Genomic DNA, 20,997 nt, shown 5'->3' on the forward strand with positions numbered 1-20,997 from the left:
GCTTAATTGTTTTTTGTTATTATTAACTAATAACTTAATTTAATACAATAGAAAATTAACATAAGAATTAATTAATGAATGAGGGGCACACGTATCCTGCCGGCAATCAGGTCAGTCGATATCTGCGTAAAATCCACCTCTTTCATGACGTTTTCCCTGTTTTCCAGGTCATCCCCCTAAAAAAGAGAAGACGAGAAAGGTTTTTCAGGCAATCCATATTCCGGGAACTTTACTGATGAGATCATCCAAAAAGCTGACACCCTTCGGTTTATTTGTTCTGCTCCTGCTCTCCGGCTGCGGGGCGGCACTCAATCCTTACCACGAAAATTTCAACTGCCAGGCGCCCGACGATTCGGGAAAATGTGTCGATACCCCGTCCGCCTATGCGGAGGCTGTCGGCCTCAATCAGATGGTGACACAGGGGAAAGCCGGCATGGCGAATGATGTCGATCAGGCACGCCTTGAAAAATTGTCCGAGTTGCTGGAAGAACCTCAGACGCCCATGATCACCCCGCCCCGGGTTCTGCGGGTACTGATCCTGCCTTATAAAGCAAATGCCGATCTGTTCATGGCCCGCTACGCCTATCTTCAGGTGGAATCATCCAGATGGGTGCTCAGTGACATCGATGAGGATAGCGCGCCAAAATGATCCCCTTTCTTGAACGTCTCCTCTTTGGCCGCGAAGGCGGTTTGACGTTCGCCGAGCTCAGGAAGATGGTGCGGCGGGATTCCTTTTCCAATTACCTCAACTATGTCGCCTATGATCCGGAAACCGCGACCTACCGCAACCAGGACAACACGGTCGGCATGCTGTGGGAGTGCACTCCGCTCGCCTTTGCCGGAATCAGGAGCCTGAAAATCCTGGAAGGACTGTTCCGGGCCGGGCTGCCCATGGATGCGGTGCTACAGTTCATCTTCCATGCCGATCCCCATGTTGAACCGACACTTGCATTATTTCAGCGCTCACGTATCCGCAATCACCCCCTGGTGCTCGCCAATCTGGAGGCGGTCAACGCCTTTGTCCGCCAGGGGGGTGAAGGAGTGCGGGAAAGCGCTGGCATTCCCATCCGCAATTTCCGGCTGTTCGTGGCAGTGAAATTGTCCCAGAAAAGCCGGGAAGCCAGGGACAGCGTGATAAGGGAGATCAGGCGGCAGATTCACGAGACCCTGGCAGCCGCCCATCTCCATCCCCGCAGCATGGAGCCGGAACAACTGCTGGAATGGTGCCGCCGTTTCATCAACCGCTATCCGGAAGGGTATCCGGACCGGAATTTCGGCCAGTATGACCCTTCCATGCCCATCCGCAAGCAGATCATCACCAGCGACACGGTGATCAGGGACGAGGGCGACTCTCTCAAGGTGGGCGACAGATATTTCTGCTGCACCACGCCCAAGGTGTTTCCCAAGGAGGTCGATCCCCTCCAAACCAATACCCTTTTCGGCGGCATCTGGGGCCTGATATCGGACGCCGACCAGATCAAGACCGGTTTCCTTTATGCGGTGAATGTCATTTTCGAGCCATTGTCCAGCACCCTGCATGCCAAATGCAATCTGGTGCTACAGCAGGAAGCGGTGGGCTCTTTTTCCCCGTCACTGCGGCGCAAGCAGGACGAATACCTGCACGCCGCCGACGATCTCGACAAGGGCATCCCGTTTGTCAAGGTCATGCCCATTCTCTGGACATGGAGCACGGACAAAGACAAGGCCCTGGATGCCATGGTTCGGACTCGGCGCATGTGGGAGAGTTGTGGTTACACCATGCAGCAGGACTGGGGCATTCTGAAGATCATGTTCCTGGCCGCTCTCCCCTTCGGTCTTTACACCGAGGGCCGGACGCTCGCGAGCATCAACCGTGATTTCATTGCCCCGGTGCCAACGGTGACAGCCATCTTACCGGTTCAGGCCGATTTCGCCGGGGCCGGTCAGCCGAAGCTGCTCTTTCTGGGCCGCAAGGGGCAACTGGCCGGCATCGACTTCTTCGATGCCGGGGCCATCAACCAGAATGTCTTCTGCTGCGCCAGTTCCGGCAGCGGCAAGAGCTTTCTGGTCAACTCCATCACGTTCAACTATTACGCAACCGGGGCATTGATCCGCATTGTCGATATCGGCGGCAGCTACAAGAAAATGACCACCATGCTGGGGGCGAGGTACCTTGATTTTAAGCCGGGCACCAAAGTGTGCCTCAATCCCTTCACCCATATCGTGGATGCGGACGAGGAACTCAAAAGCGTCACCGCTGTTTTCGCCCAGATGGCCTATTCCAATTCCGCGACCAGCCGGCCGGATGATACGGAAATGAATCTGATCAGAAACGCGGTGCGTTGGGCCTGGCAGCAGGAGGGTAACCGCGCGGATGCCGACACCGTCTACCGCTTTCTGTCCCGTTTTCCGGATGTGCCGGACGCGGACCTCGGCGAGATCGCCGGCAACCGGAAGCTCGTTGATGCGGCAAGCAAGCTCGCTTTCAATATCAGGGAGTTTACCAGTCGGGGCGCTCATGCCAAGTTTTTTACCGGCCCATCCACCTTCGACATTCGCCAGGATGAATTCGTAGTCCTGGAACTGGAGCATCTCAAGGTGCAGCCGGAACTCTACCGAGTGGTGACCCTTCTCGTCATCAACGCCGTGACCCAGGATCTCTATCTCTCCGACCGCTCCCGGCCCAGATTGATCATTTTTGATGAGGCCTGGCAGTTCATGGGCGAAGCCGCCATGCTGGCCCCGGTGATCAGCGAGGGCTATCGCCGGGCCCGGAAATACCAGGGCTCGTTCATGGTCATCACCCAGTCGCTTTTCGATCTGAAAAGCTTCGGTGCGGTGGGCGAGGTGATCAAGTCGAACTCCGCCTTCAAGATCCTGCTGGAATCCCAGGACTTCAGCGCCGCCAAGCAGGAAGGGCTTATCGATTACGACGATTTCACCACCGAGTTGCTGAAAAGCGTCAAATCAAAGCCACCGAAATATTCGGAATTGTTTTTCGACACCCCCTTCGGCAACGGGGTACTGCGGTTGGTGGTCGATCCCTACACCTATTATCTCTACACCTCCAATCCCCGGGAAATCGCCGCCATTGAAAAACTGGTTAGAGAGGGCAAAAACTATGATCAAGCCATCCGTGAGATGGTGCGCCTGCATCGCGCTTAGTCTGCTGCCAGGTCATATCCAGGCCGCCGATCCGGCCACAGCCGCCCGGGACGCGGCCGGGGCCGTTTTACAGCAATTCGGCTCCGCCGACGGCATCAGAGAGAACGCCTCCCTGCCTCTTGCCTCCGACAGCGCCCAGCTCTCGACCATAGACGGCTCGGATTCCGCAGCCGTGCAGATCAGCAACCCCTCCTCCAACGCCTTTCTCGCGGTCTCGATCCGGAAGGGTGCAACCGGCGACCTCGTGCCGGTGCGGGTTTCCCAGGATCTCGATTTCGACGGCGTATTTGATTACGCCTATCAGGTTCCTTTTCCTGTTTCGGGGATCTGCGCCAACGGTATCATTTCCTGTGACGCGGGGACATGGGAGAATTGCCGGGGCTTCGCCTGGTCCGCCGATGCCACGGCACGGGCGACCCTGCGAGGTGTGCCGATGAATCAGATGGCCGGCTGTTATTGCGTCAATCAGAGCTGCGGCGGCAACAACAATTCCGAGACCATGCTCAAGGATCTGGGCGGAGCGGTTGCCGGGGTGGTCCAGCAGCAGAAAGGCGGTTACGTTATTTCCCGGGTGGAACTCAATGCCTCGGCCATCAGCTATTACGGTCAGGACAGCAGCGGTTCGCCGAACGGCGCCGTACCTCAGACCGCCTATTTCTCCGATCCGAGTTCGATGTCCGGGGACGCGCACACCGAGGTTGCCAACCAGGCCGGTGATCCGAACAGCTATTACTCCATGGTGACCGCGAGCTTCTCCGGCAAGGGCACGAACACCGGGGTGCAGAGTTGCACCGTATCCAGAGAGGTCTCTGTCCAGGAGGTGAGCTTGTCCGACATCATCACCCCGGCGGGCGGCACCGGTGCGGTGCAGATCTGCGGCACCGACTGCATCAGGCTCATCCTCGGCAGGCAGGGAGATAACTACTGGTCAGGGTATTGCTCCATCTATGAAGAAAACTACAAGGTGTATGTCAACAAACCGGACCTCATCCGACATGCCACCCTGATGCGGGCCATCTGGGACGATTACATACAGGTCTGGATCGGCGGCGCCAAGGTCTATAACGGACCGAATGGTAATTTCCCGCCCGAGACCGGCGGGCCCTGCGAGCTTTCTACTTCTTGGAACGTCAATCCAAACATTGATGTGACCCAGTATTTTCAGCAGGCCGGGCTTGTCGATACCAGGATCAGGGTGTCGGTCGCCGGCGGCGGCGAGGGCTACGCCTATGTCGAGGTAGGGGTGAACAATCTCTGCCAGACCCTCGATGATGTCATAACCGACAACTGTGCTGCCCTGGAGGCGGACAGCAACTGTGAACTCCAGGAGGAATTCGTGGACGGAGTGCAGACCTACCGGAATTTCAATCCAACCGGCAACGATCCGCAGCCAAGCACCCGGACGATTTCGGCCAGCGCCAGTTGCAGCAAGAATATCACCCGCGACTGGTGGGAAAAGGAACGGACATACCGCTGCACCAGCAATAACACCTTTGATTTCAGCGACGCCGCCCGCCGGGTGGACACGATCACCGGTACCCTAGACGGAAACAGCCTTGGTCAATCGACCTTTGATTTCACGGATGCCCGTCAGGACACCGACACCGGGATATGGACGACGGATGACCAGACCGTTGAGATCAACCCGGTCGATCCCCCACCGGACTGCGAATTTGTCTGCAAGACCAGAAAGCTGGTGCAGGATACCCAGGCCTCTCTTTCAGGAGTGACCACGGATTACCAGAACACGCCGGCCCGCTATGATACCTTTTACCATGTCTGCGGGCTGGACAACTCCTGCCCCGCGGGTCCGGGAGAAGAGATAGTCGATGACTGCCAGTGTCTCGATGAATTCGCCGAGGCCGCCTCGGTCATGATGGTGCTGGATGAAGCCGGCGATGACATGACCTGTGTCGAAGGGGGAACAACCGCGACCGGCGACTGTCTGGGTGAGATCAGAATCTTTGAAGGTCAGCGGATGGAATGTCTTCAGAGTGGCTGGTCTACCTCATTTTTCGACTGCTGTGACGATTCCATCGGCAACTTTCTGTTTCTCCAGGAACATTGCCCTGAATCCAGTGTGGAAACGGTGCTTGCCAAACAGGCGGGCGAGGCCCATTATATCGGCACCTACTGCAAAAAAGACATAGAATTTATCGGGTGCGTGCAGGAGGCGGAAGTTTACTGTGTTTTCAACTCAAAACTGGGCCGCATCATCCACGAACAGGGGCGGGTGCAGTTGCAGAGCTTCAATCCACACGGCAACTGGGGCAGGGCTCGTTCGCCCAACTGTGCAGGGTTGACCCCGGAGCAGTTTCAGATGCTCGATTTTTCGAAGATTGACCTGTCGGAGATGTTCGGCGACATCGCCCCGTTGCCTGCGGCCCAGATGGAAAATGATGTCCAGGGTGCGATCAACGATTTTCAGAATAAGGTGCGGTGAGGGGGCCGCATAAATACAAAGGAAAACTTTACATGTGGTAACTTAAATGTTACTATTTGATGCAAGGATTATCTATGAAAATCGTTGAATATCTCACCCCTGACGGCGGAAGCCCCTTTCGTGACTGGTTTGACGGACTCGAAAGTCGAGCGGCCGCCAAGGTGACAACCGCGCTGATAAGACTGGGAATGGGAAATACTTCGAACGTCAAAAGCGTGGGAGATGGTGTCCACGAATGCAAAATTGATTACGGTCCCGGCTATAGAGTCTATTTCGGAATGGATGGAAAAGAGCTGGTCATTCTGGTCGGTGGTGGGACAAAGAAGCGACAGTCATCGGATATCAAAAATGCCGGGAGCCACTGGGCGGATTACAAGAAACGCAAGAAAACCATCGATAAGGGAGGCTGAACATATGCCGCTGACAAGAGATTTCAGAGAAACAGTCATGGCACGGGCCAAATCAGATCAGGATTTCAGGAGCGAGTTGATTATCGAAGCAACCAACGCTTTCCTTGGCGGCGATGTGGAAACAGGAAAAGCGCTGCTGCGGGATTACCTGAACGGCACCGAGTCCATAGCCGATGTCGCCCGTGAATTACAGATAAACGAGAAAAGTCTGCGCCGAATGCTCGGGCCAAAGGGAAATCCTACGCTGAAAAATTTCGTCAGCATCCTCAACAAATGCAGCTCGATTGAACACCTCACCCTTAAGGTATGTCACCATTGATCAGGTCTCTGTTATGGCCTCGATCTCTTCGGGGCTTTCATTAACCCCCTATCTCCTGGCCTTCCTGAAATTCAAGGCCAAAATCGACTATCCATTCTTTAAAAAACTATGAGACAGCAGTGGTGCGGTAGGGGATAATCATATTTTATGTGCAAAATGCGCTTGAAGTCATAACCTGTTGCAAACAGAATATAGTTTTTCCATCGAAGAAACCGCTTGACCTTAACCTTGTTATGGATAAAATTACTTACACAAATTAATAAGTGTAAGGATCTTTATCCATGGAAAAACGTTCGGCACAACAAACTGCTCATGATAAAGCAACGCAGATCCTGAAAGAACATGGGGGAACCCTGCGAACAGGTGAGGCTCTCAAGGCCGGGATTCACCCGAGGGTTCTTTACTCTCTTCGGGATCAGGGCAGAATCGAGCAGGTATCGCGTGGCGTATTCAGACTTTCCGACCTGCCACCTATATCAAACCCGGATCTCGTATCCGTCGCCCTTCGGGTTCCCAAGGCAGTGATTTGTCTGATTTCAGCACTTTCTTTCCATCACCTTACCACCCAGGTCCCTCATGAGGTTGCCATCGCGCTTGAAAGAGGGACGGAATCCCCCAGGATTGATTTCCCTCCTGTTTCCATTCACCGGTTCACCAAGGAAGCCTATTATGCCGGCGTTGAAAAACACGAAATCGATGGGGTGGAAATTCTTGTCTATGGCCCGGAAAAGACAATTGCCGATTGTTTCAAATTCCGCAATAAAATGGGGCTTGATGTCGTCCTGGAAGCTCTCAAACTCTATAAGGAACGGGGGCGATTCAATACAGAAGAGCTGCTGCGGTATGGGCATGTATGCAGGGTGGCCAAAATCATGAAGCCTTACCTGGAGGCGATGGTATGAATGGAAAAACGCCGAGAAATATCGCAGCCTCGGTCCGCCAACGTCTGCTCAACAAGGCCAGGCACGACTCGGTCAGGAAAGGCAACGCCTTCCAGTTTGACAGCGCCCGGCCCTTGGAAGTAAAGGAGGCTGAACAATGCCACCTGCAAGAAATTTTAGAGAAACAGTCAAGTTCTTTCTTCTTTTGTAGTCTGCCCTTGAATGGGTAAGGGATGATGAGCCTCAAAAAATATGTTACCCCCAATGGGACATAGGACACCATTTGACCGAGGTGGCATGATATAAGGCACAGAGTGGGGCATAAAATAACGATTTTGGCAACTGGGGGCTTGGATGGACAATTTTCTGCACGTTACGGCCGTTGAAATCAGGCGTTATCTGGCAAAGAACCTGCCAGCTCTGGATGCGGAATGGTGGCGAAAACATGTAATTGATCGCCTCTCCTTTCAGCAACAACGCATAGCCCAAGAAAAAGGGTTAACAAAACTTGAAGACCTTGATCTTGCGGCCCTGCTCCGTATCTTCGACCAAAACTGGTTTGAGCTTTCTGGACGGGAGGGCTCCCTCCCTAGAGAGGCCCGCAACTGGGTCAAGGAGCTTCAGACCATTCGGAACAAGTGGGCGCACCGTTCAGGCCAGATCATGCCTGCTACCGACATATTCCGCGATCTCGATACCACCGGCCGCTTGTTGTCTGCTATTGGCGGGTCACCAGAATCCTTGGCCGAAATAGAGCAGTAAGCGCCAAATAAACCGCCCTGTCACGCCGGAATGGTGATAGCAATCAAGTTGCGGTCGATGTATTGCGGCAACAGCGCCCGGAGGTCCTCCTCGGTTGTGGCCAGCGGCAACCGCTCGAAGACGTGGCGCAGATACCAGTATGGTTCGAGCTTATTCGCCTTGGCCGTCTCAATCAGGCTGTAAAGGGTGGCGCTGGCCTGAGCCCCTTCGGCATTACCGGAAAACAGCCAGTTCTTCCTGCCGACGACAAAGGGACGGATTGCATTCTCGGCAAGGTTGTTGTCCGGCCGGAGGCGACCATCCTTGAGATAATGGCTCAGTCGGGGCCATTGGCCAAGGGCATAGGAGATCGCCTTGCCGAGCAGGCTCTTCGGCGGCACTTCACGAAACAGACCCAGAAACCACTCATGCATTGATTTGATCAATGGCTCAGCCTTCTCCTGACGCATTTTGGCAATGGCATCCGAATCAAGTTTCGCCTCCCTGGCTGCGTGCTCGATATCGTATAGTGCCTTGATCCGATCCACCGCCTCCTCGGCGACTCCGGTCTTTTTCTTTGACCGCAGGTTGCCCGCAGCTTTCAGCACATCGACAAATTTACGTCGCACATGCGCCCAGCAACCCAGATGAACAATAGTGTCACGGCGATCAAGAAAATCATAACCGATGTAGCCGTCAGTCTGCACGTACCCATGGTAGTCGGCAAGATAATCGGTAGCGACCTTCCCATCCCGACCTGGATAGTAGAAAAACTCCAGCGCCGGTTTATCAGGGACGCCGCCTCGGAATATCCACATGTATGATTTGCTGGCCGGACTCCGTCGAGGTTCATTCAAAACCTGCACCGTCGTCTCGTCGATATTAATCAACGGTCCGGACCTGATCTCCTTGCGGAGCAATTCCAGCAAGGGCTGGCAGGCAAGACCGGCCTGTACCGACCAGTTGCACATTGAGGTTCGGTTGACTTCCACACCAAGACGCTTGAACATCCCTTCCTGGCGATAGAACGGCAACGCATCGGCGAATTTGCCGACCAGAATGTAGGCCAGCAACCCGGCACTGGCCATGCTTTTCGGAATCAGCTGGGCCGGCGGCGGCGCGATCACCACCGATGGACCGTTATCCTCAACCCCCTCACAATGACGACAGGCGTATTTCGGCCGGATATGACGTAACACCTGAACTCGGGCAGGAACGACATCCAACTGTTCCGCGACATCTTCGCCGATCCGGCTTTTTACAGCACCGCAACCGCAACGCTTCTCTTCTTCAGTCACATCATGGACGATCTCCACCCGTGGCAGATTCTCGGGCAGCGGCTTGCGGCCTGTCCTGGTACGCCGGTGGGCAGGAACAGCGATGGTCTCTTGGACTTCCTCTTCCCTTTCCCCGACCTCTACCTCACCAGCCGGTTCGTCAAAAAGCATCAGTTGTGGGTTTTCGCCTTGCGGCAACCGTTCCGATTTGCGGCCATAAAGCTGCGCGGTCAGCAGGCGCAACTGCTCCCGCAGGAAGTCATTTTCTTTCTCGACTCGCTGCACTCGACCACGCAGAAAATCTATCTGTTGTATCAATTCAACCATGCGGGGAATATATCATATCTTACTGAAATTACACAGCAAAAATCAACAAAACACCCACGCTTTTTCTCAAAAAACATGGCGATAATGCAACCGCCCGTGTCCGCGTTGGCTGGGCTCAAGCCCATCAAGCAACCACTGTAGCTGACGCGACTCCAATTCCAGAATTTCCTCCCCATTTTCCGGCCAACGGAACCGGTCTCTCTCCAGCCGTTTCTGCCACAGACAGAACCCGTTGCGATCCCAGTACAGTACTTTCACCATGTTCCGACGCCGGTTGCCAAAAACAAACAGCTGACCGCCGAGGGGATCAAGGTTGAATTCTCTCGCCACCAGCATTGAAAGCCCGTCAATGCTTTTTCGCATATCAACGCTGCCAACCGCCACATACACCCGCATTTCGTTCGTGAAAAACATCAAGAACCTCCGAGCAGCACGAGCAGCTGAGCCAATGTCTCACTCGAAAACCCCTCGGCGATCTCAACACGATAACGGTTGCCAACCACCAGGGTGAGAGGATGTTGGCGCGCTTTGGGGAAAGCAACAGGTGCAGGCGCATTTCTGTCTGTCACCGCTACCGGAACAAAACCGCTGACCGCGCTCTGGTTAAGCTTAACAAGCCGTCGCTTCCACGAACTGAACGACCACTCTTTTATCCCCTGTTGCTTACAGTACTCCTGCTGTGTAAGCCCAGACCGTTCCCATGCCGACAGATGCGCTTGCCAAAAACGCTCCCGCTCCTTGTTTCCATTCTTCATGATCCACCTCCAGAATTTTGATGGAGGTCATCATGCCAGAGGTCACGGTGGCAAACAAGAAGGGGTTAATTGGGCGCTTACATAGAGCAAGCAAAGTCGGAGACTCTTAAGGCTCTGGCGGACGCTCACTCAATGCCCCCCGTCGCTGCTAAGTCCGCTACTCAGGCAGTGAGCCCTGCTGCTAATCAAGAACCTACGAAACCAACAAACTCTTCACGGTTTGCCATTGGCGAGCTCGTTTGCTTGAAATCCAATCCGGCAACAGTGATGCCAGTCATCGAAGTCCTTACTTCCGGTTCAGGCGAGCCGCGTTACCGGGTTTTCCAGAATAACGCCAGGGCAATCTATTACGAAAGTCAGTTGCAGGCGGTCAGCACCGTCGAAGAGGACCGGCAAAGAATTACCGCAGAAGAATTACACGCTTACTTGACCGGACTGCAAATTTTGGCCCCCTCCACGGCTAATCTCTATTCACTTCGTTCCGGTCGGATCAAATTTATTCCCTATCAATACCGGCCGGTACTCAAATTGATTCGGGCAGATCGCCCAAGGCTGCTTATAGCGGATGAAGTCGGGGTCGGCAAAACCATCGAAGCAGGGCTCATCATCAAGGAACTCAAGGCCCGCATGGATTTGTCATCCGTGCTCATTATCTCTCCAAAGGCGTTGGTGGCGGAAAGAAAGTGGTTTCTGGAGATGAAGCGTTTTGAGGAACATTTCACCGCTTTGGATGGCCGACTACTGCGTCACTGCCTGCGGGAAAACGATCTTGACGGTGAATGGCCGGAGCAGTATGCCAAGGCAATTCTTCCTTTCTCTCTCTTTGATGCCGAATTGATCTATGGTCGCGACGGTAAGGGGCGTACTCGCCCAAAGAGGCAAGGTCTTCTACAGCTAGATACGCCGCCCAAATTTGATCTGATCATTGTCGATGAAGCCCACCATATCCGTAATCCTGCCACCTATCTGCACCAGGGGATCAAATATTTCTGCGACAATGCCGAGGCCGTAGTTTTTATGACCGCCACCCCAGTACAGCTTGGCAGCGCCGATCTTTACACCCTCCTGAATGTTCTACGCCCGGACCTTATCATTGATCCGGTCAGCTTCACCCGGATGGCCGAGCCAAACCGTTTTATTAATGGGGCGGTACAGCACTGCCGGACGGGCAACCCCGGATGGGAGCAAGATGCACGAAACGCCCTGACGGAAGCGGCCCAAACAGAGTGGGGGCGTTTCTTCCTGCGGGAATCGCCCGCCTTTCAGAAAATTTATGACCAACTCGCCGAAGCCCCACTTGATGATGTCGCTCGAGTACTGTTGATCCGTGCTATTGAAGAATGCTACACCTTCAGTCCGCTCATCAACCGCACCCGCCGACGGGATATCGGCGAATTCACCACCCGCAAACCTGATACCCTGACGGTTCTTTTTAGCCCGCAACAACAAGAGCTGCATGACTCGCTGCTCGATATTATCGCCAGAATTATGGCTTATTGTCACGGCACCCAGAATGTCAAATTTATGATGACCACGATCCGGCGGCAAGCGGCAAGCTGTCTTTACGGTTTGGCACCGCTTTTGGAAGGTATTTTGGCCGGAAAGCTGAACAGCGTGGAAGTTTATGCCGCCGAGGACGGTGATGCCGACGCGGATTTCAGTTTCGTCGGTCAGGTGAGGGCGGACATTGAGGAGTTGATCGTAAAGGCCAAAAAGCTGAACGAGTACGATCCAAAAGTCGAGGCTTTTCTCAAGGTGATACGGGACAAGCAGACCAGAGCCAACAACAAGGCTTTGGTGTTCAGCACCTTTCGGCATACCCTGCAATATCTCGCCAAACATACCCAACAGGCAGGGTTTCGTTTCGGCCTGATCCATGGTGAAGTGCCGGATGATGAACGCTCCGACCTCAGGCGGCGTTTCGCCTTTCCCAAGGAAAACCCGGACGCTCTTGATGTGCTGCTTTCTTCCGAAGTCGGCTGCGAAGGGCTTGACTTCCAATTCTGCGACTTTCTTATCAATTACGACCTGCCCTGGAATCCCATGCGGATCGAGCAACGGATCGGCAGGATTGACCGTTATGGGCAGGAAAGTAAAACAGTTGCCATTGTCAATTTCATCACCCCCGGCACCGTGGATGCGGATATTTACGAGCGATGCCTGTTGAGGATTGGCGTCTTCAAACACGCCATCGGCGGCAACGAAGAAATTCTGGGAGAAATCACCCAAGAGATTCACGATATTGCCGAAAATTTTGAACTTACCCCGGAGGAGCGTGAAAAGCGACTGATCCAGCTTTCCGACAACAGCATTCGCCAAATTCAGGAAGAGCAGGAGCTTGAGGCCAAACAGGCCGAACTCTTCGGACTGAACATTCCCGGCCTGGAATGGGACAAAGAGGTGGCGGCGGCGGACAATTACTGGCTCTCGCCATCGGCGATTCAACGTTGTGTTACGGTTTACTTGGCCGATCGGCTTGGAGAGCAACAGGATTATTTGCTTGGCGAAAAGCCGCTCAAGACTCTGCGCCTTAGCCTGGAAGCCAGAAACAAATTATTGGAAGACTTTCACCGATTGCCCAAACTCGTGGAGCCGATATTCAGGGAATGGGAAAAATGGCTGAAGGGCGCAGATCCCATGCTGCCGGTGACCTTTGCCCAGGAAACCGCCACCGAAAATCCAAAAACGGTCCTGCTCACCGTGACCCACCCCTTGGTACGGCAAGCCGCCTCGTATCTCAATGTGTCGGAACATGTTTACACCACCCTGGCGGTCAGAACCTCGGAAGTGCCGCCCGGCAAATATCAGTTCGGGGTGTACCGTTGGACCAAACAAGGTGTCAAGCAGGACGAAAATTTGATCCCGGTGACTTCGGAGCCGATCATCGCTACCAAGCTTTTTTCTCTCCTGCAAGCAGCACATTCCGTTGATATCGAGGAGCTTCCCGCCGAAAATCTATTCGACGCCTTGGATGCTCATCACCATAGACAATGGACTGAGGCCCAGGCCAACCACATCGTGGAAAATCGCCAACTGGTGGAGTACCGTCGGCAAAGCCTGATCGTGAGCCATCTCGCCCGATGCAAAGCAATAGAAGATCAGTTGAGCCGGGCGACCAACGATAAAATCCGCTTGATGAAGCAAAGCGAGCTGGCCCGCGCCAATGCGGATTACGAGCGCAGAATGCAGGAACTTGAGAGGGCCGCGAGTGGCGGGGATATTCATGCCACCCCGGTGGTGTTTGGGGTTATTCGAGTGGAGGCAGAGGCATGACGAAGTCTGACCAGATTAGAGCCATTCGCAAAGAATATACCGGCCTGCGTGACCTGCCGAGAAGAAGTTTGGCAAGCAGCATAAAAACCCTGGCGGATGATCTGTACGCCAAGGACACCCATTTTATCTTCGAGTTAATCCAGAATGCCGAGGACAATGACTATCAGGAGAAAAAAAGCCCCAGTCTTCGTTTCGAAGGTATGGGCCTGTAAAGAATTTTGTGTAAATGGTTTTCATTTTTAATTTTCAATATGCAGGCATTCTGTCGCCGAACAAGATTGAAAAGCGGTTCAAGGCAGCCTTCCAGTCTCTGATTGGCATAGTCCATTTTTTGGCGATATTGTTCAGCGCCATGTAAAGCAGTTTAAGCATCGACTCGTCATTGGGAAATGAACCCCGGTTCTTGGTAACTTTGCGCAGTGACATGTTCAACGACTCAATAGCATTGGTGGTATATATCACCTTGCGTATCTCGGGCGAATACGCAAAAAATGGGGTGATTCTTTCCCAATTTCTTCGCCAGGATTGGCCGATGGACGGATGCGTTTTGTCCCATTTTTCTTCAAAGGTCATCAGTTCCATTTCGGCCTGCTCGGCTGTTGGCGATTGGTAAATGGCCTTGAGATCCGCAGCCACCTCTTTGCGCTGTTTCCATGAGACATATTTCAGGGAATTGCGCACCATGTGGACGAGACAGAGCTGGACCTGGGTGAAGGGGAAAACCGTCTCAATGGCTTCAGGAAAACCCTTGAGGCCATCGACGCAGGCAATGAAAATATCCTGCACGCCACGGTTTCTTAGCTCAGTCACTACCTGCAACCAGAACTTGGCGCCCTCGTTTTCGGCAACCCACATTCCCAGGACATCCTTGACGCCGTCCATGGTGATGCCAATAGCCAGATAGACCGCCTTGTTCTTAACATGCCCATTGTCGCGCACCTTAACCCGGATAGCGTCCATGTAAACAATGGGATAAATGGGGTCCAACGGGCGATTTTGCCAAACTTTAACCTCGTCAGCAACGGCATCGGTGACCGTTGAAATCAGGGTGGGAGAGACATCAACTCCGTAAATGTCTTCCAAGTGCCCCTGAATCTCCCTGGTAGTCATCCCTCGGGAGTAGAGAGAGATAATCTTGTCGTCAAAGCCGGGAAAGCGGGTTTGCCCTTTGGGAATGATGACCGGATCGAAACTGCTGTCGCGGTCGCGCGGGACCTCAATCGGCATTTTACCGAAGTCGCCCTTGATGGTCTTTGCAGAGTTACCATTTCGGGCATTACCGCCTTTGGTGACGATGGTTCCATGTTTTTCGTGGCCCAGGTGGACGGTCATTTCCGCCTGTAACGCCCGCTCCAGTAAGGCCTTGGTGAGCTGCTTGAGCAGCCCGTTTTCACCGATCAGTTCTTCGGGCTTCTGGTAATTGTAGTCGGCAAGTAAACGATCCAAAATTTCTTTATCAATGGCCATATGAGCTCCTTTTTAAAGGGTAGTTTTTTGACTTACTCAGTCATAGCCATTTACACAAACTATTTTACACCCTCATACCTATTGGATCAATGCCGTCAATCTGCCGCTCAATCACGAGAATATGACTCCACTATAACATCCTACGAAATACCCAGTTCATTTACAAAAGGGAGTTGCAGTAAGGAATTATCCGCATCTCTGTTTAACTTCCTCAAAAACAAAGGGAATTTGAATCGCTATTCTCAAGCGATTGGTCGCTACGAATATCGTGGTTCTCATTGGAAGCGTCAGACATCGAGCCTACTCGAAAAAATAAGGTCTCTGCCTTGGCTGCCGACAACCAAAGGACTGGTCGCACCGAAGGAAGCTTTTCTTCCACGATCAGGCATTGAGGAAGTGTTGGGTAAAACAGTTCCATATTTCAAGGGCGAGTTGCCTGAAGATGTTCTTGAATTGCTCAACATACAATCCGAGGTATCTGTCAGTAAGCTTCTTGGGATACTTCAAAATAATTCGGGTCGAGAAGTGGACCCAGAATTACCTCAACGCATTTACACGGAATTGAACAATCGCTCATCTTCTTCTGGTAGCAAGAATCAGATCCATCAGGCTTTTGCGGGCAAACCCCTGATTTTCAAAAACGTAGACAAAGGTAATTCATTGTGGCACACGACTACCTACTGTGTATGGGAGGATGCCACCGAGATACTCGGCAATGATTTTACCTATCTTGAGCACCAGTACCCGAGGCTGAGAGATTTCTTTATCGAGATCGTGGGCGTCAAGGAAAGGGTTGATATAGAATGTTTTGCAAGACGGTTGCTTGCGCTTCAAGAGGCTCCTTTGCCGGATACAGCGCAACAACGAATACTAATTGAGAAAATCTACCGCAGACTCAAGTCGGTCATCAAAGAGCCGGAAGCGAGTCGTCCGGCCTGGTGGATAGGTTTCTACGGCAATGCGAAACTTTATAGCCAGTCAGACAAATTTTGTGAGCCGGATGCCCTTCTCGTGCCGGACGACGGGGAACTGCGGCGAATTTTTGTAAAGCATGACGATGTCGAATTCACATGGCGCCCCGGCGATGACTCTTTCAATGATTGGTTGCCGTTTTACAAGGCCTTCGGCATCCCCCTCCTTTCCGAGTCGGTCACCAAGCGTTTAGAGGAATGTGACAATCCTGAATACCTGGGGGAAAACATCTTCGTAACTGTTTCGGCTGTTCAAATGATTGCCGCATGGTTAAGGGAAAAGCGTCGGGCGGATTATGATCGTTTGTTCTCCGAGAAAATTTTTCAGCAGCTTTTTTCACTTAAAGAAGAAAGGACCGAAAAGTTGATCCGGGTTGGGTACCACCTTGAAACTGATTCATACGATTACGGCTCCAAGTCAGAAGACTATCCTGTGTTCTGGGATGCTGCCCGTAACACCCTCTATTACACCTCATCCGCAGCCAAAGATCAACTCGCCAAGGAATTAGCAAGCGGCATACTGTCGGCGGATAATCAGGAATTGGCAAGTTGGATTGAAAATGTACTGGAAAGCTTCGACACGAAAAGATTAAAGCGCCAAGGTTGGAGCGTTCCGCGGGAAATTTCCGCTATGTGTGGCAAGGAGGCCGCATCTAACCCGCACCAAATTACCGATGATTCACCTTTATCTGTCGCGTGTGATGATTCGGATCAAAATCTCGAAGAAGTACGCTATAACAATCCACTACCGGCTGAACCGATTCCCGGTATTCCTCGCCCTCAGTCGCCCACTATTCCCCTAGCTGAAAGTAAACCTGCAAATCGTATTTACGGCAATAATGACATTGCAAACATTATCTTACCTGTGCCAGGAGAAGAGGCCTCTGTCAATGAGGAAAACGAACAAACACACAATGAACCATTAGATGAGGGTCGCGGCGATGATGGATGCCAACCAAGTTCGCAGGGAGGCTACGGGAAGCCGCATATTAATTTCAGCGACGCAATCGAGAACGCTTTCGATAAAGACGGCGCGACAGAAATCAACGATGACTCGATGTCACCCGGGGCATCCGGTGTGAAAAATCTTGCCCGTCGTAGTCAGGCACTCAAAGATAAATTCCGTGATGAAATAGAAGACGAACCTTCTCCAAAAGATCGCCGCCGGCCTAGAGAGGGTGACGTACTTGAAGAGCCGAACAATGAGGTACGAGCTGCACTTTTTGGGTGGTACAACGGCAAGTGCCAGATCTGTGGAAAGACATGGCCAAAAAGAAATGGGGAGCCTTTTTTTGTTGCGACTTACCTTGTAAAGCGCCGCCATTCCAGATGGCTGGACAATCCAGGCAATGCGCTCTGTCTCTGTGCTGAGCACTCTGCCCAGTGGCAGCATGCTGCAAAACAACCGACCGAAAATATTCCAACCCAAATCAGTAAACTCCGCCTTAAAGCGGAAGGAGGCACAGGAAATTTAATAATTCATTTCAAGATATTGAATGTTGATTGCACAATCCACTATGACGAACGCCACTTCTTAGAATTGCGGACTTTGCTTAGTCTGTCAAAAGAAATGAACAACAAGAAAAACCCATTGTAGTCACTGCACCCCCTATAGCCCTACTAAAAACGTCACATCCCCGGAAAAAAGTAAGTAGCGGACCATTTGCCGCTACAATTGCAACTTTTTATCGGCGGGGAAGACGTGCGTTTTCTGACAATCTTTGTAATCGCAATATTTATCTGTATTTCGAGTGTTCATGCCTCTTTTGCCAGGCATCTCGGCACGGTGGGGAACGTCTATCCTGTTGTGGAGCCGGACGCTTTGGCCGAGATCAGGGAGGCGGCCGCGCGGGTGGATTGGGAAAAGGTAATCGACCGGCAAAAGAAGCTAACGATGATCAAGGACTTCCGGCCCAGTGATCTGCATCCCCTGCCGGTCGCAAAGGCGGACAGGTCTTTCCTGGTTGATATGACCTATACCCTGGATGCCGATATTCCGGACGGCAAAGGGGGTGTGCTTTATCCAAAGGGCTTTTCCTTCAATCCCTTGGATTATGTCAAACTCACGAGCCTTCTGGTGGTTATCGATGCCGGTGAGCCACAGCAAATTCAATGGTTCAAATCCTCGCCCTATGCCGAGGATTACCGAACCAGGCTGATTCTCTCCGGAGGTGATTATTACGATCTCACAGAGGAACTTGACAGGCCGGTTTTCTATCTGGTGGACACCGTAGCCAGGCGGTTGCAGCTCATGGCAGTGCCATCCGTGATCAGGCAGCAGGATAATATGCTGCAAGTTAGCGAAGTGAGGGTGCCACATGAATAGACTCCTCCTTCCCATTCTCTGCTTGTTGGTGTTTTGTAGTGCTGACGCCATGGCGGCGCTCAAGAGCGGCCAGTTCATCAATCCTATCACGGATGTGGCCTGGCAGGAGATTTTCCCGATCAAGATCGCCGGCATCACCATAGCTGGGGCCTCTAGTAATTATGACACTCCTGATCCCGCCTCCTATCCTGTTTGTGCCTGTCCGGCACCGCCGCCTATTTTTTACCGGATCGGTATCCCCATCAGTTTCTGGGAGCCGGCGAGGTTGATTGAAACCGTGGCCACACCCTATTATTTCCCATCCCTCGGATTCGGACTTGATTTCGACTCAACAAAGGGTTTTCTGTCCGGCAAGAACCACAGCTTGAACGATGCACTGCCAGAGCAGTCCACCTTTGCTCAGGCTCATTATCTGCTCTTTCCGGTCTGGAGTATTTTGGGTCTGTTGACCGATTTTGTCTGTGTAGAACACTCCGGCTTTGACGTAGCCTACATCACCGAACTGGATCCGCTCTGGCAGGATGACGAGTTGGCCTTCATCATTCAGCCCGAGGCCCTGCTTTTTGCCAACCCATTTGCACAGATGGCCTGCATTGCCGATTCGGTGGCGGTAAACGCTTATCGCCCTCTTGAGGCTCTTTTCTGGTGCGTGGGCAGCGGAGGTTCGGCCTATCCCATGACTGGTCACGTGAACGATGAAAATATTATCCAGGCCAATGCAACTATTGCTGCCCGAATGATTTACAAATTGGCTCGGGAGCTTCTGATCTGCGACACCGGCCTTGATCTCTGTTCCTGCGTGCCGACGCCTATCTGGTACAAGCCCAATTACAAACTTCACGCCATGCGCCCGGCGGTCCGAAAAAAGGCCTGGCCCATCGGCAAGAGCGCCTTTTTTTACGGCTCCAATCTCAATCCACCATTCCGGGGAACCAAGGGGCCGGGAGATGAATTTTTGTGGATGGTTTTTAGGAAAAGAGCATGTTGCGCGTTTTGAATAGAATAGCCGTCATAGCTGGGATAGTCATTGGCCTCGTGTTTTATCTTTTTGCCGGACAGGCCTTTGCTGACGATAAGACACCCCCGGAGCTCAAGATGAACGATATCTCCGGCGTTTTGAAAGAGGCACAGAAGAACGCCCAGAAATTGCAGCTTCCAAATAATGACCAAGGAGATACTTGCGGCTGCCAGGAAAAGGCAGGAAAGGTCATGGAAAAATTCAACTCCCCGGACTTCAAAGCAAAGATTCGTGACGAACAGCAACGCCTGCAAGAAACCATATTCAAGGATATCCTTACCGAATCCCTGCCCCAGGGTGATCAAAATTCTCCGGCGGAAACTGAGGCCAACGAAGAGGGAATTTATCTTTTTGTTTCGAGTTCAGTGCCTCTCTCCACCCTTCGGAATTATGCGGCCATGATTGATCGTGCCCGTACCGGCCAGGTAATCATGGTGTTGCGCGGCTTTGTCGGTGGCATGAAAAAAATCAGGCCGACTATGGAATTTATCGCAGAGATTATGAAAAAGGATTCGACTTGCGATATCACGAAAGAAAAATGCAATAGCTATCAGGTCAACATCCAGGTTGATCCTCAGCTTTTTCAGCGTTTCGGAATCGAAGAGGTCCCAGCGCTGGCGTATTTGCCGATCAGCGTGGGCAAAGAAGAAGTAAAGCAGGCAGAACAGATAATCATAACCGGCGATGCCAGCCTGGATTACCTGCTGGAACGAATCAACCGAGAAGCAAAAAGTGCAGATCTGAACACGCTGATTGCCGCATTGAGAGGTGGAATAGGGAATGGAGAATGAAATGGATAACGAATCAAACAAAAAAACAACCGAGACTCCAAAAAAAAACGGGCATGGCCTTATAACCACAGCCCTTATCGCCTTGGCGGTAAGCATAGTTACAGCCATGGCTGTGGTTGCCTTCTACGATCAACGATACGCCCAGAAAATCGTCACCATGGATTTGCAGGGGTATATCCGTGACCAGCGGGACAAGGCTGTAAGCGGCGAAATATCCGATGAAGAGTTACGCAAGAACATCGACGCCATGGAAGCAGCGCTGCTGGCTGAACCGACCAATCACATCGTACTTTTGAAAGAGGTGGTGCTACGGAATGCCAGGGAAATCAAACCATAAAGGGCCGCCTCCATGGAAAATCATAATGATCTTGACCGCGGCCTTGGTCGTGGGCCTATGGCTTCCGGCGCATATCAGCGTGACGGTCACACCGTCTCTCGGACACCGGATTTTCTTTTTGGTGGAGCCGGAGTCCCTGAATTTCGAAGAAGGAGACTATCTCTTGTTTCATAAACAGCTCAATCAGACCCAAACGGACCAGTTGCTGAAAATGGTCGGCTGTGCCCCCGGCCAATTATTAAGGGTCACAAATAGCGAGTATTACTGCGGTGAAAAATATCTCGGCCATGCCCTTGCCAACGATTCCAAGGGCAAGCAGTTGCCACAGTTCATTTATAACGGGCCTGTCCCTGCTGGCAGCCTGTTCATGGTCGGCAACCACCCGCGCAGTTACGACAGCAAATATTTCGGATTCATCCATGCAGACAGCGTTCTCAAACAAGCATATCCCATCTGGTAGAGCGGTGCTGCTGTTCTGCTTCTTGGCGGCGGTTTTAAGCGGGTTGCCGAAGATCAC

The 20,997-nt window shown here is 52.4% G+C and carries 20 protein-coding genes; 16 read left to right on the forward strand and 4 right to left on the reverse strand.

The window, feature by feature from the left end; all coding sequences use genetic code 11:
* Positions 1-235: 235 nt before the first annotated feature.
* From BM485_16025 to BM485_16060, 8 genes are all read left to right on the forward strand, one after another.
* Positions 236-649, forward strand: coding sequence for a hypothetical protein (locus BM485_16025; protein ID OKY73960.1), 414 nt, complete (start codon positions 236-238; stop codon positions 647-649).
* Positions 646-3,144, forward strand: coding sequence for a conjugal transfer protein TraC (locus BM485_16030; protein OKY73961.1), 2,499 nt, complete (start codon positions 646-648; stop codon positions 3,142-3,144). Before BM485_16025 ends, BM485_16030 begins: the two co-directional genes overlap by 4 nt.
* A complete protein-coding gene (locus BM485_16035; GenBank protein ID OKY73962.1) occupies positions 3,101-5,587 on the forward strand; it encodes a hypothetical protein in 2,487 nt (828 codons plus the stop codon). The genes BM485_16030 and BM485_16035 overlap by 44 nt, the downstream gene beginning before the upstream one ends.
* A 74-nt stretch (positions 5,588-5,661) precedes the next feature.
* Positions 5,662-5,997, forward strand: coding sequence for an addiction module protein (locus tag BM485_16040; protein OKY73963.1), 336 nt, complete (start codon positions 5,662-5,664; stop codon positions 5,995-5,997).
* 4 nt (positions 5,998-6,001) lie between these two features.
* Positions 6,002-6,316, forward strand: coding sequence for a hypothetical protein (locus BM485_16045; GenBank protein OKY73964.1), 315 nt, complete (start codon positions 6,002-6,004; stop codon positions 6,314-6,316).
* Between the two features lie 281 nt (positions 6,317-6,597).
* Entirely contained in the window at positions 6,598-7,218 is a 621-nt protein-coding gene (locus BM485_16050; protein OKY73965.1) for a transcriptional regulator, read from the forward strand.
* On the forward strand, positions 7,215-7,427 hold the full coding sequence (locus tag BM485_16055; protein OKY73966.1) for a hypothetical protein: 213 nt from the start codon (positions 7,215-7,217) through the stop codon (positions 7,425-7,427). The genes BM485_16050 and BM485_16055 overlap by 4 nt, the downstream gene beginning before the upstream one ends.
* A gap of 124 nt (positions 7,428-7,551) precedes the next feature.
* Positions 7,552-7,959, forward strand: a complete 408-nt coding sequence (locus BM485_16060) for a hypothetical protein (protein ID OKY73967.1) — start codon at positions 7,552-7,554, stop codon at positions 7,957-7,959.
* 20 nt (positions 7,960-7,979) lie between these two features.
* Here the strand turns inward: BM485_16060 and BM485_16065 are convergent, their stop codons facing one another.
* From BM485_16065 to BM485_16075, 3 genes are all read right to left on the reverse strand, one after another.
* On the reverse strand, positions 7,980-9,542 hold the full coding sequence (locus tag BM485_16065) for a transposase (protein ID OKY73968.1): 1,563 nt from the start codon (positions 9,540-9,542) through the stop codon (positions 7,980-7,982).
* Between the two features lie 66 nt (positions 9,543-9,608).
* A complete protein-coding gene (locus BM485_16070; protein OKY73969.1) occupies positions 9,609-9,956 on the reverse strand; it encodes a hypothetical protein in 348 nt (115 codons plus the stop codon).
* Positions 9,956-10,297 (reverse strand): hypothetical protein, encoded by a 342-nt coding sequence (locus BM485_16075; protein ID OKY73970.1) that lies wholly within the window; start codon positions 10,295-10,297, stop codon positions 9,956-9,958. Before BM485_16075 ends, BM485_16070 begins: the two co-directional genes overlap by 1 nt.
* Positions 10,298-10,465: 168 nt before the next feature.
* Here BM485_16075 and BM485_16080 point away from each other — a divergent pair, with 168 nt between their 5' ends.
* On the forward strand, positions 10,466-13,570 hold the full coding sequence (locus tag BM485_16080; GenBank protein ID OKY73971.1) for a helicase: 3,105 nt from the start codon (positions 10,466-10,468) through the stop codon (positions 13,568-13,570).
* Complete coding sequence (locus tag BM485_16085; protein OKY73972.1) at positions 13,567-13,782, forward strand: hypothetical protein; 216 nt, start codon at positions 13,567-13,569, stop codon at positions 13,780-13,782. The genes BM485_16080 and BM485_16085 overlap by 4 nt, the downstream gene beginning before the upstream one ends.
* 34 nt (positions 13,783-13,816) lie before the next feature.
* On the opposite strand, the gene BM485_16090 is transcribed toward BM485_16085, so the two are convergent.
* The gene (locus BM485_16090; GenBank protein OKY73973.1) at positions 13,817-15,037 is read right to left on the reverse strand and encodes an IS256 family transposase; all 1,221 of its coding nucleotides are present in this window, start codon (positions 15,035-15,037) and stop codon (positions 13,817-13,819) included.
* Positions 15,038-15,433: 396 nt separating this feature from the next.
* On the opposite strand from BM485_16090, the gene BM485_16095 reads away from it, so the two are divergent.
* The 6 genes from BM485_16095 to BM485_16120 all read left to right on the forward strand — a co-directional run bounded on the left by BM485_16095 (position 15,434) and on the right by BM485_16120 (position 20,940).
* Positions 15,434-17,605, forward strand: coding sequence for a hypothetical protein (locus BM485_16095; GenBank protein OKY73974.1), 2,172 nt, complete (start codon positions 15,434-15,436; stop codon positions 17,603-17,605).
* Positions 17,606-17,710: 105 nt separating this feature from the next.
* Entirely contained in the window at positions 17,711-18,334 is a 624-nt protein-coding gene (locus BM485_16100) for a hypothetical protein (protein ID OKY74002.1), read from the forward strand.
* Positions 18,327-19,331 (forward strand): hypothetical protein, encoded by a 1,005-nt coding sequence (locus tag BM485_16105; GenBank protein OKY73975.1) that lies wholly within the window; start codon positions 18,327-18,329, stop codon positions 19,329-19,331. Before BM485_16100 ends, BM485_16105 begins: the two co-directional genes overlap by 8 nt.
* Before the next feature lie 38 nt (positions 19,332-19,369).
* Positions 19,370-20,143, forward strand: coding sequence for a hypothetical protein (locus BM485_16110; GenBank protein ID OKY73976.1), 774 nt, complete (start codon positions 19,370-19,372; stop codon positions 20,141-20,143).
* Between the two features lies 1 nt (position 20,144).
* Positions 20,145-20,480, forward strand: coding sequence for a hypothetical protein (locus tag BM485_16115; protein OKY73977.1), 336 nt, complete (start codon positions 20,145-20,147; stop codon positions 20,478-20,480).
* Between the two features lie 25 nt (positions 20,481-20,505).
* Positions 20,506-20,940, forward strand: coding sequence for a hypothetical protein (locus BM485_16120; GenBank protein ID OKY73978.1), 435 nt, complete (start codon positions 20,506-20,508; stop codon positions 20,938-20,940).
* Positions 20,941-20,997 lie beyond the last annotated feature (57 nt).

Source organism: Desulfobulbaceae bacterium DB1 (assembly GCA_001914235.1).
Classification (GTDB): Bacteria; Desulfobacterota; Desulfobulbia; order Desulfobulbales; family SURF-16; genus DB1.

Excerpts from the sequence above, each read along its gene's own strand:
- BM485_16025 (OKY73960.1), top strand. The coding sequence starts at position 236 with ATGAGATCATCCAAAAAGCTGACACCCTTCGGTTTATTTGTTCTGCTC.
- BM485_16030 (OKY73961.1), top strand. The coding sequence starts at position 646 with ATGATCCCCTTTCTTGAACGTCTCCTCTTTGGCCGCGAAGGCGGTTTG.
- BM485_16035 (OKY73962.1), top strand. The coding sequence starts at position 3,101 with ATGATCAAGCCATCCGTGAGATGGTGCGCCTGCATCGCGCTTAGTCTG.
- BM485_16040 (OKY73963.1), top strand. The coding sequence starts at position 5,662 with ATGAAAATCGTTGAATATCTCACCCCTGACGGCGGAAGCCCCTTTCGT.
- BM485_16045 (OKY73964.1), top strand. The coding sequence starts at position 6,002 with ATGCCGCTGACAAGAGATTTCAGAGAAACAGTCATGGCACGGGCCAAA.
- BM485_16050 (OKY73965.1), top strand. The coding sequence starts at position 6,598 with ATGGAAAAACGTTCGGCACAACAAACTGCTCATGATAAAGCAACGCAG.
- BM485_16055 (OKY73966.1), top strand. The coding sequence starts at position 7,215 with ATGAATGGAAAAACGCCGAGAAATATCGCAGCCTCGGTCCGCCAACGT.
- BM485_16060 (OKY73967.1), top strand. The coding sequence starts at position 7,552 with ATGGACAATTTTCTGCACGTTACGGCCGTTGAAATCAGGCGTTATCTG.
- BM485_16065 (OKY73968.1), bottom strand. The coding sequence starts at position 9,542 with ATGGTTGAATTGATACAACAGATAGATTTTCTGCGTGGTCGAGTGCAG.
- BM485_16070 (OKY73969.1), bottom strand. The coding sequence starts at position 9,956 with ATGTTTTTCACGAACGAAATGCGGGTGTATGTGGCGGTTGGCAGCGTT.
- BM485_16075 (OKY73970.1), bottom strand. The coding sequence starts at position 10,297 with ATGAAGAATGGAAACAAGGAGCGGGAGCGTTTTTGGCAAGCGCATCTG.
- BM485_16085 (OKY73972.1), top strand. The coding sequence starts at position 13,567 with ATGACGAAGTCTGACCAGATTAGAGCCATTCGCAAAGAATATACCGGC.
- BM485_16090 (OKY73973.1), bottom strand. The coding sequence starts at position 15,037 with ATGGCCATTGATAAAGAAATTTTGGATCGTTTACTTGCCGACTACAAT.
- BM485_16105 (OKY73975.1), top strand. The coding sequence starts at position 18,327 with ATGAATAGACTCCTCCTTCCCATTCTCTGCTTGTTGGTGTTTTGTAGT.
- BM485_16115 (OKY73977.1), top strand. The coding sequence starts at position 20,145 with ATGGATAACGAATCAAACAAAAAAACAACCGAGACTCCAAAAAAAAAC.
- BM485_16120 (OKY73978.1), top strand. The coding sequence starts at position 20,506 with ATGATCTTGACCGCGGCCTTGGTCGTGGGCCTATGGCTTCCGGCGCAT.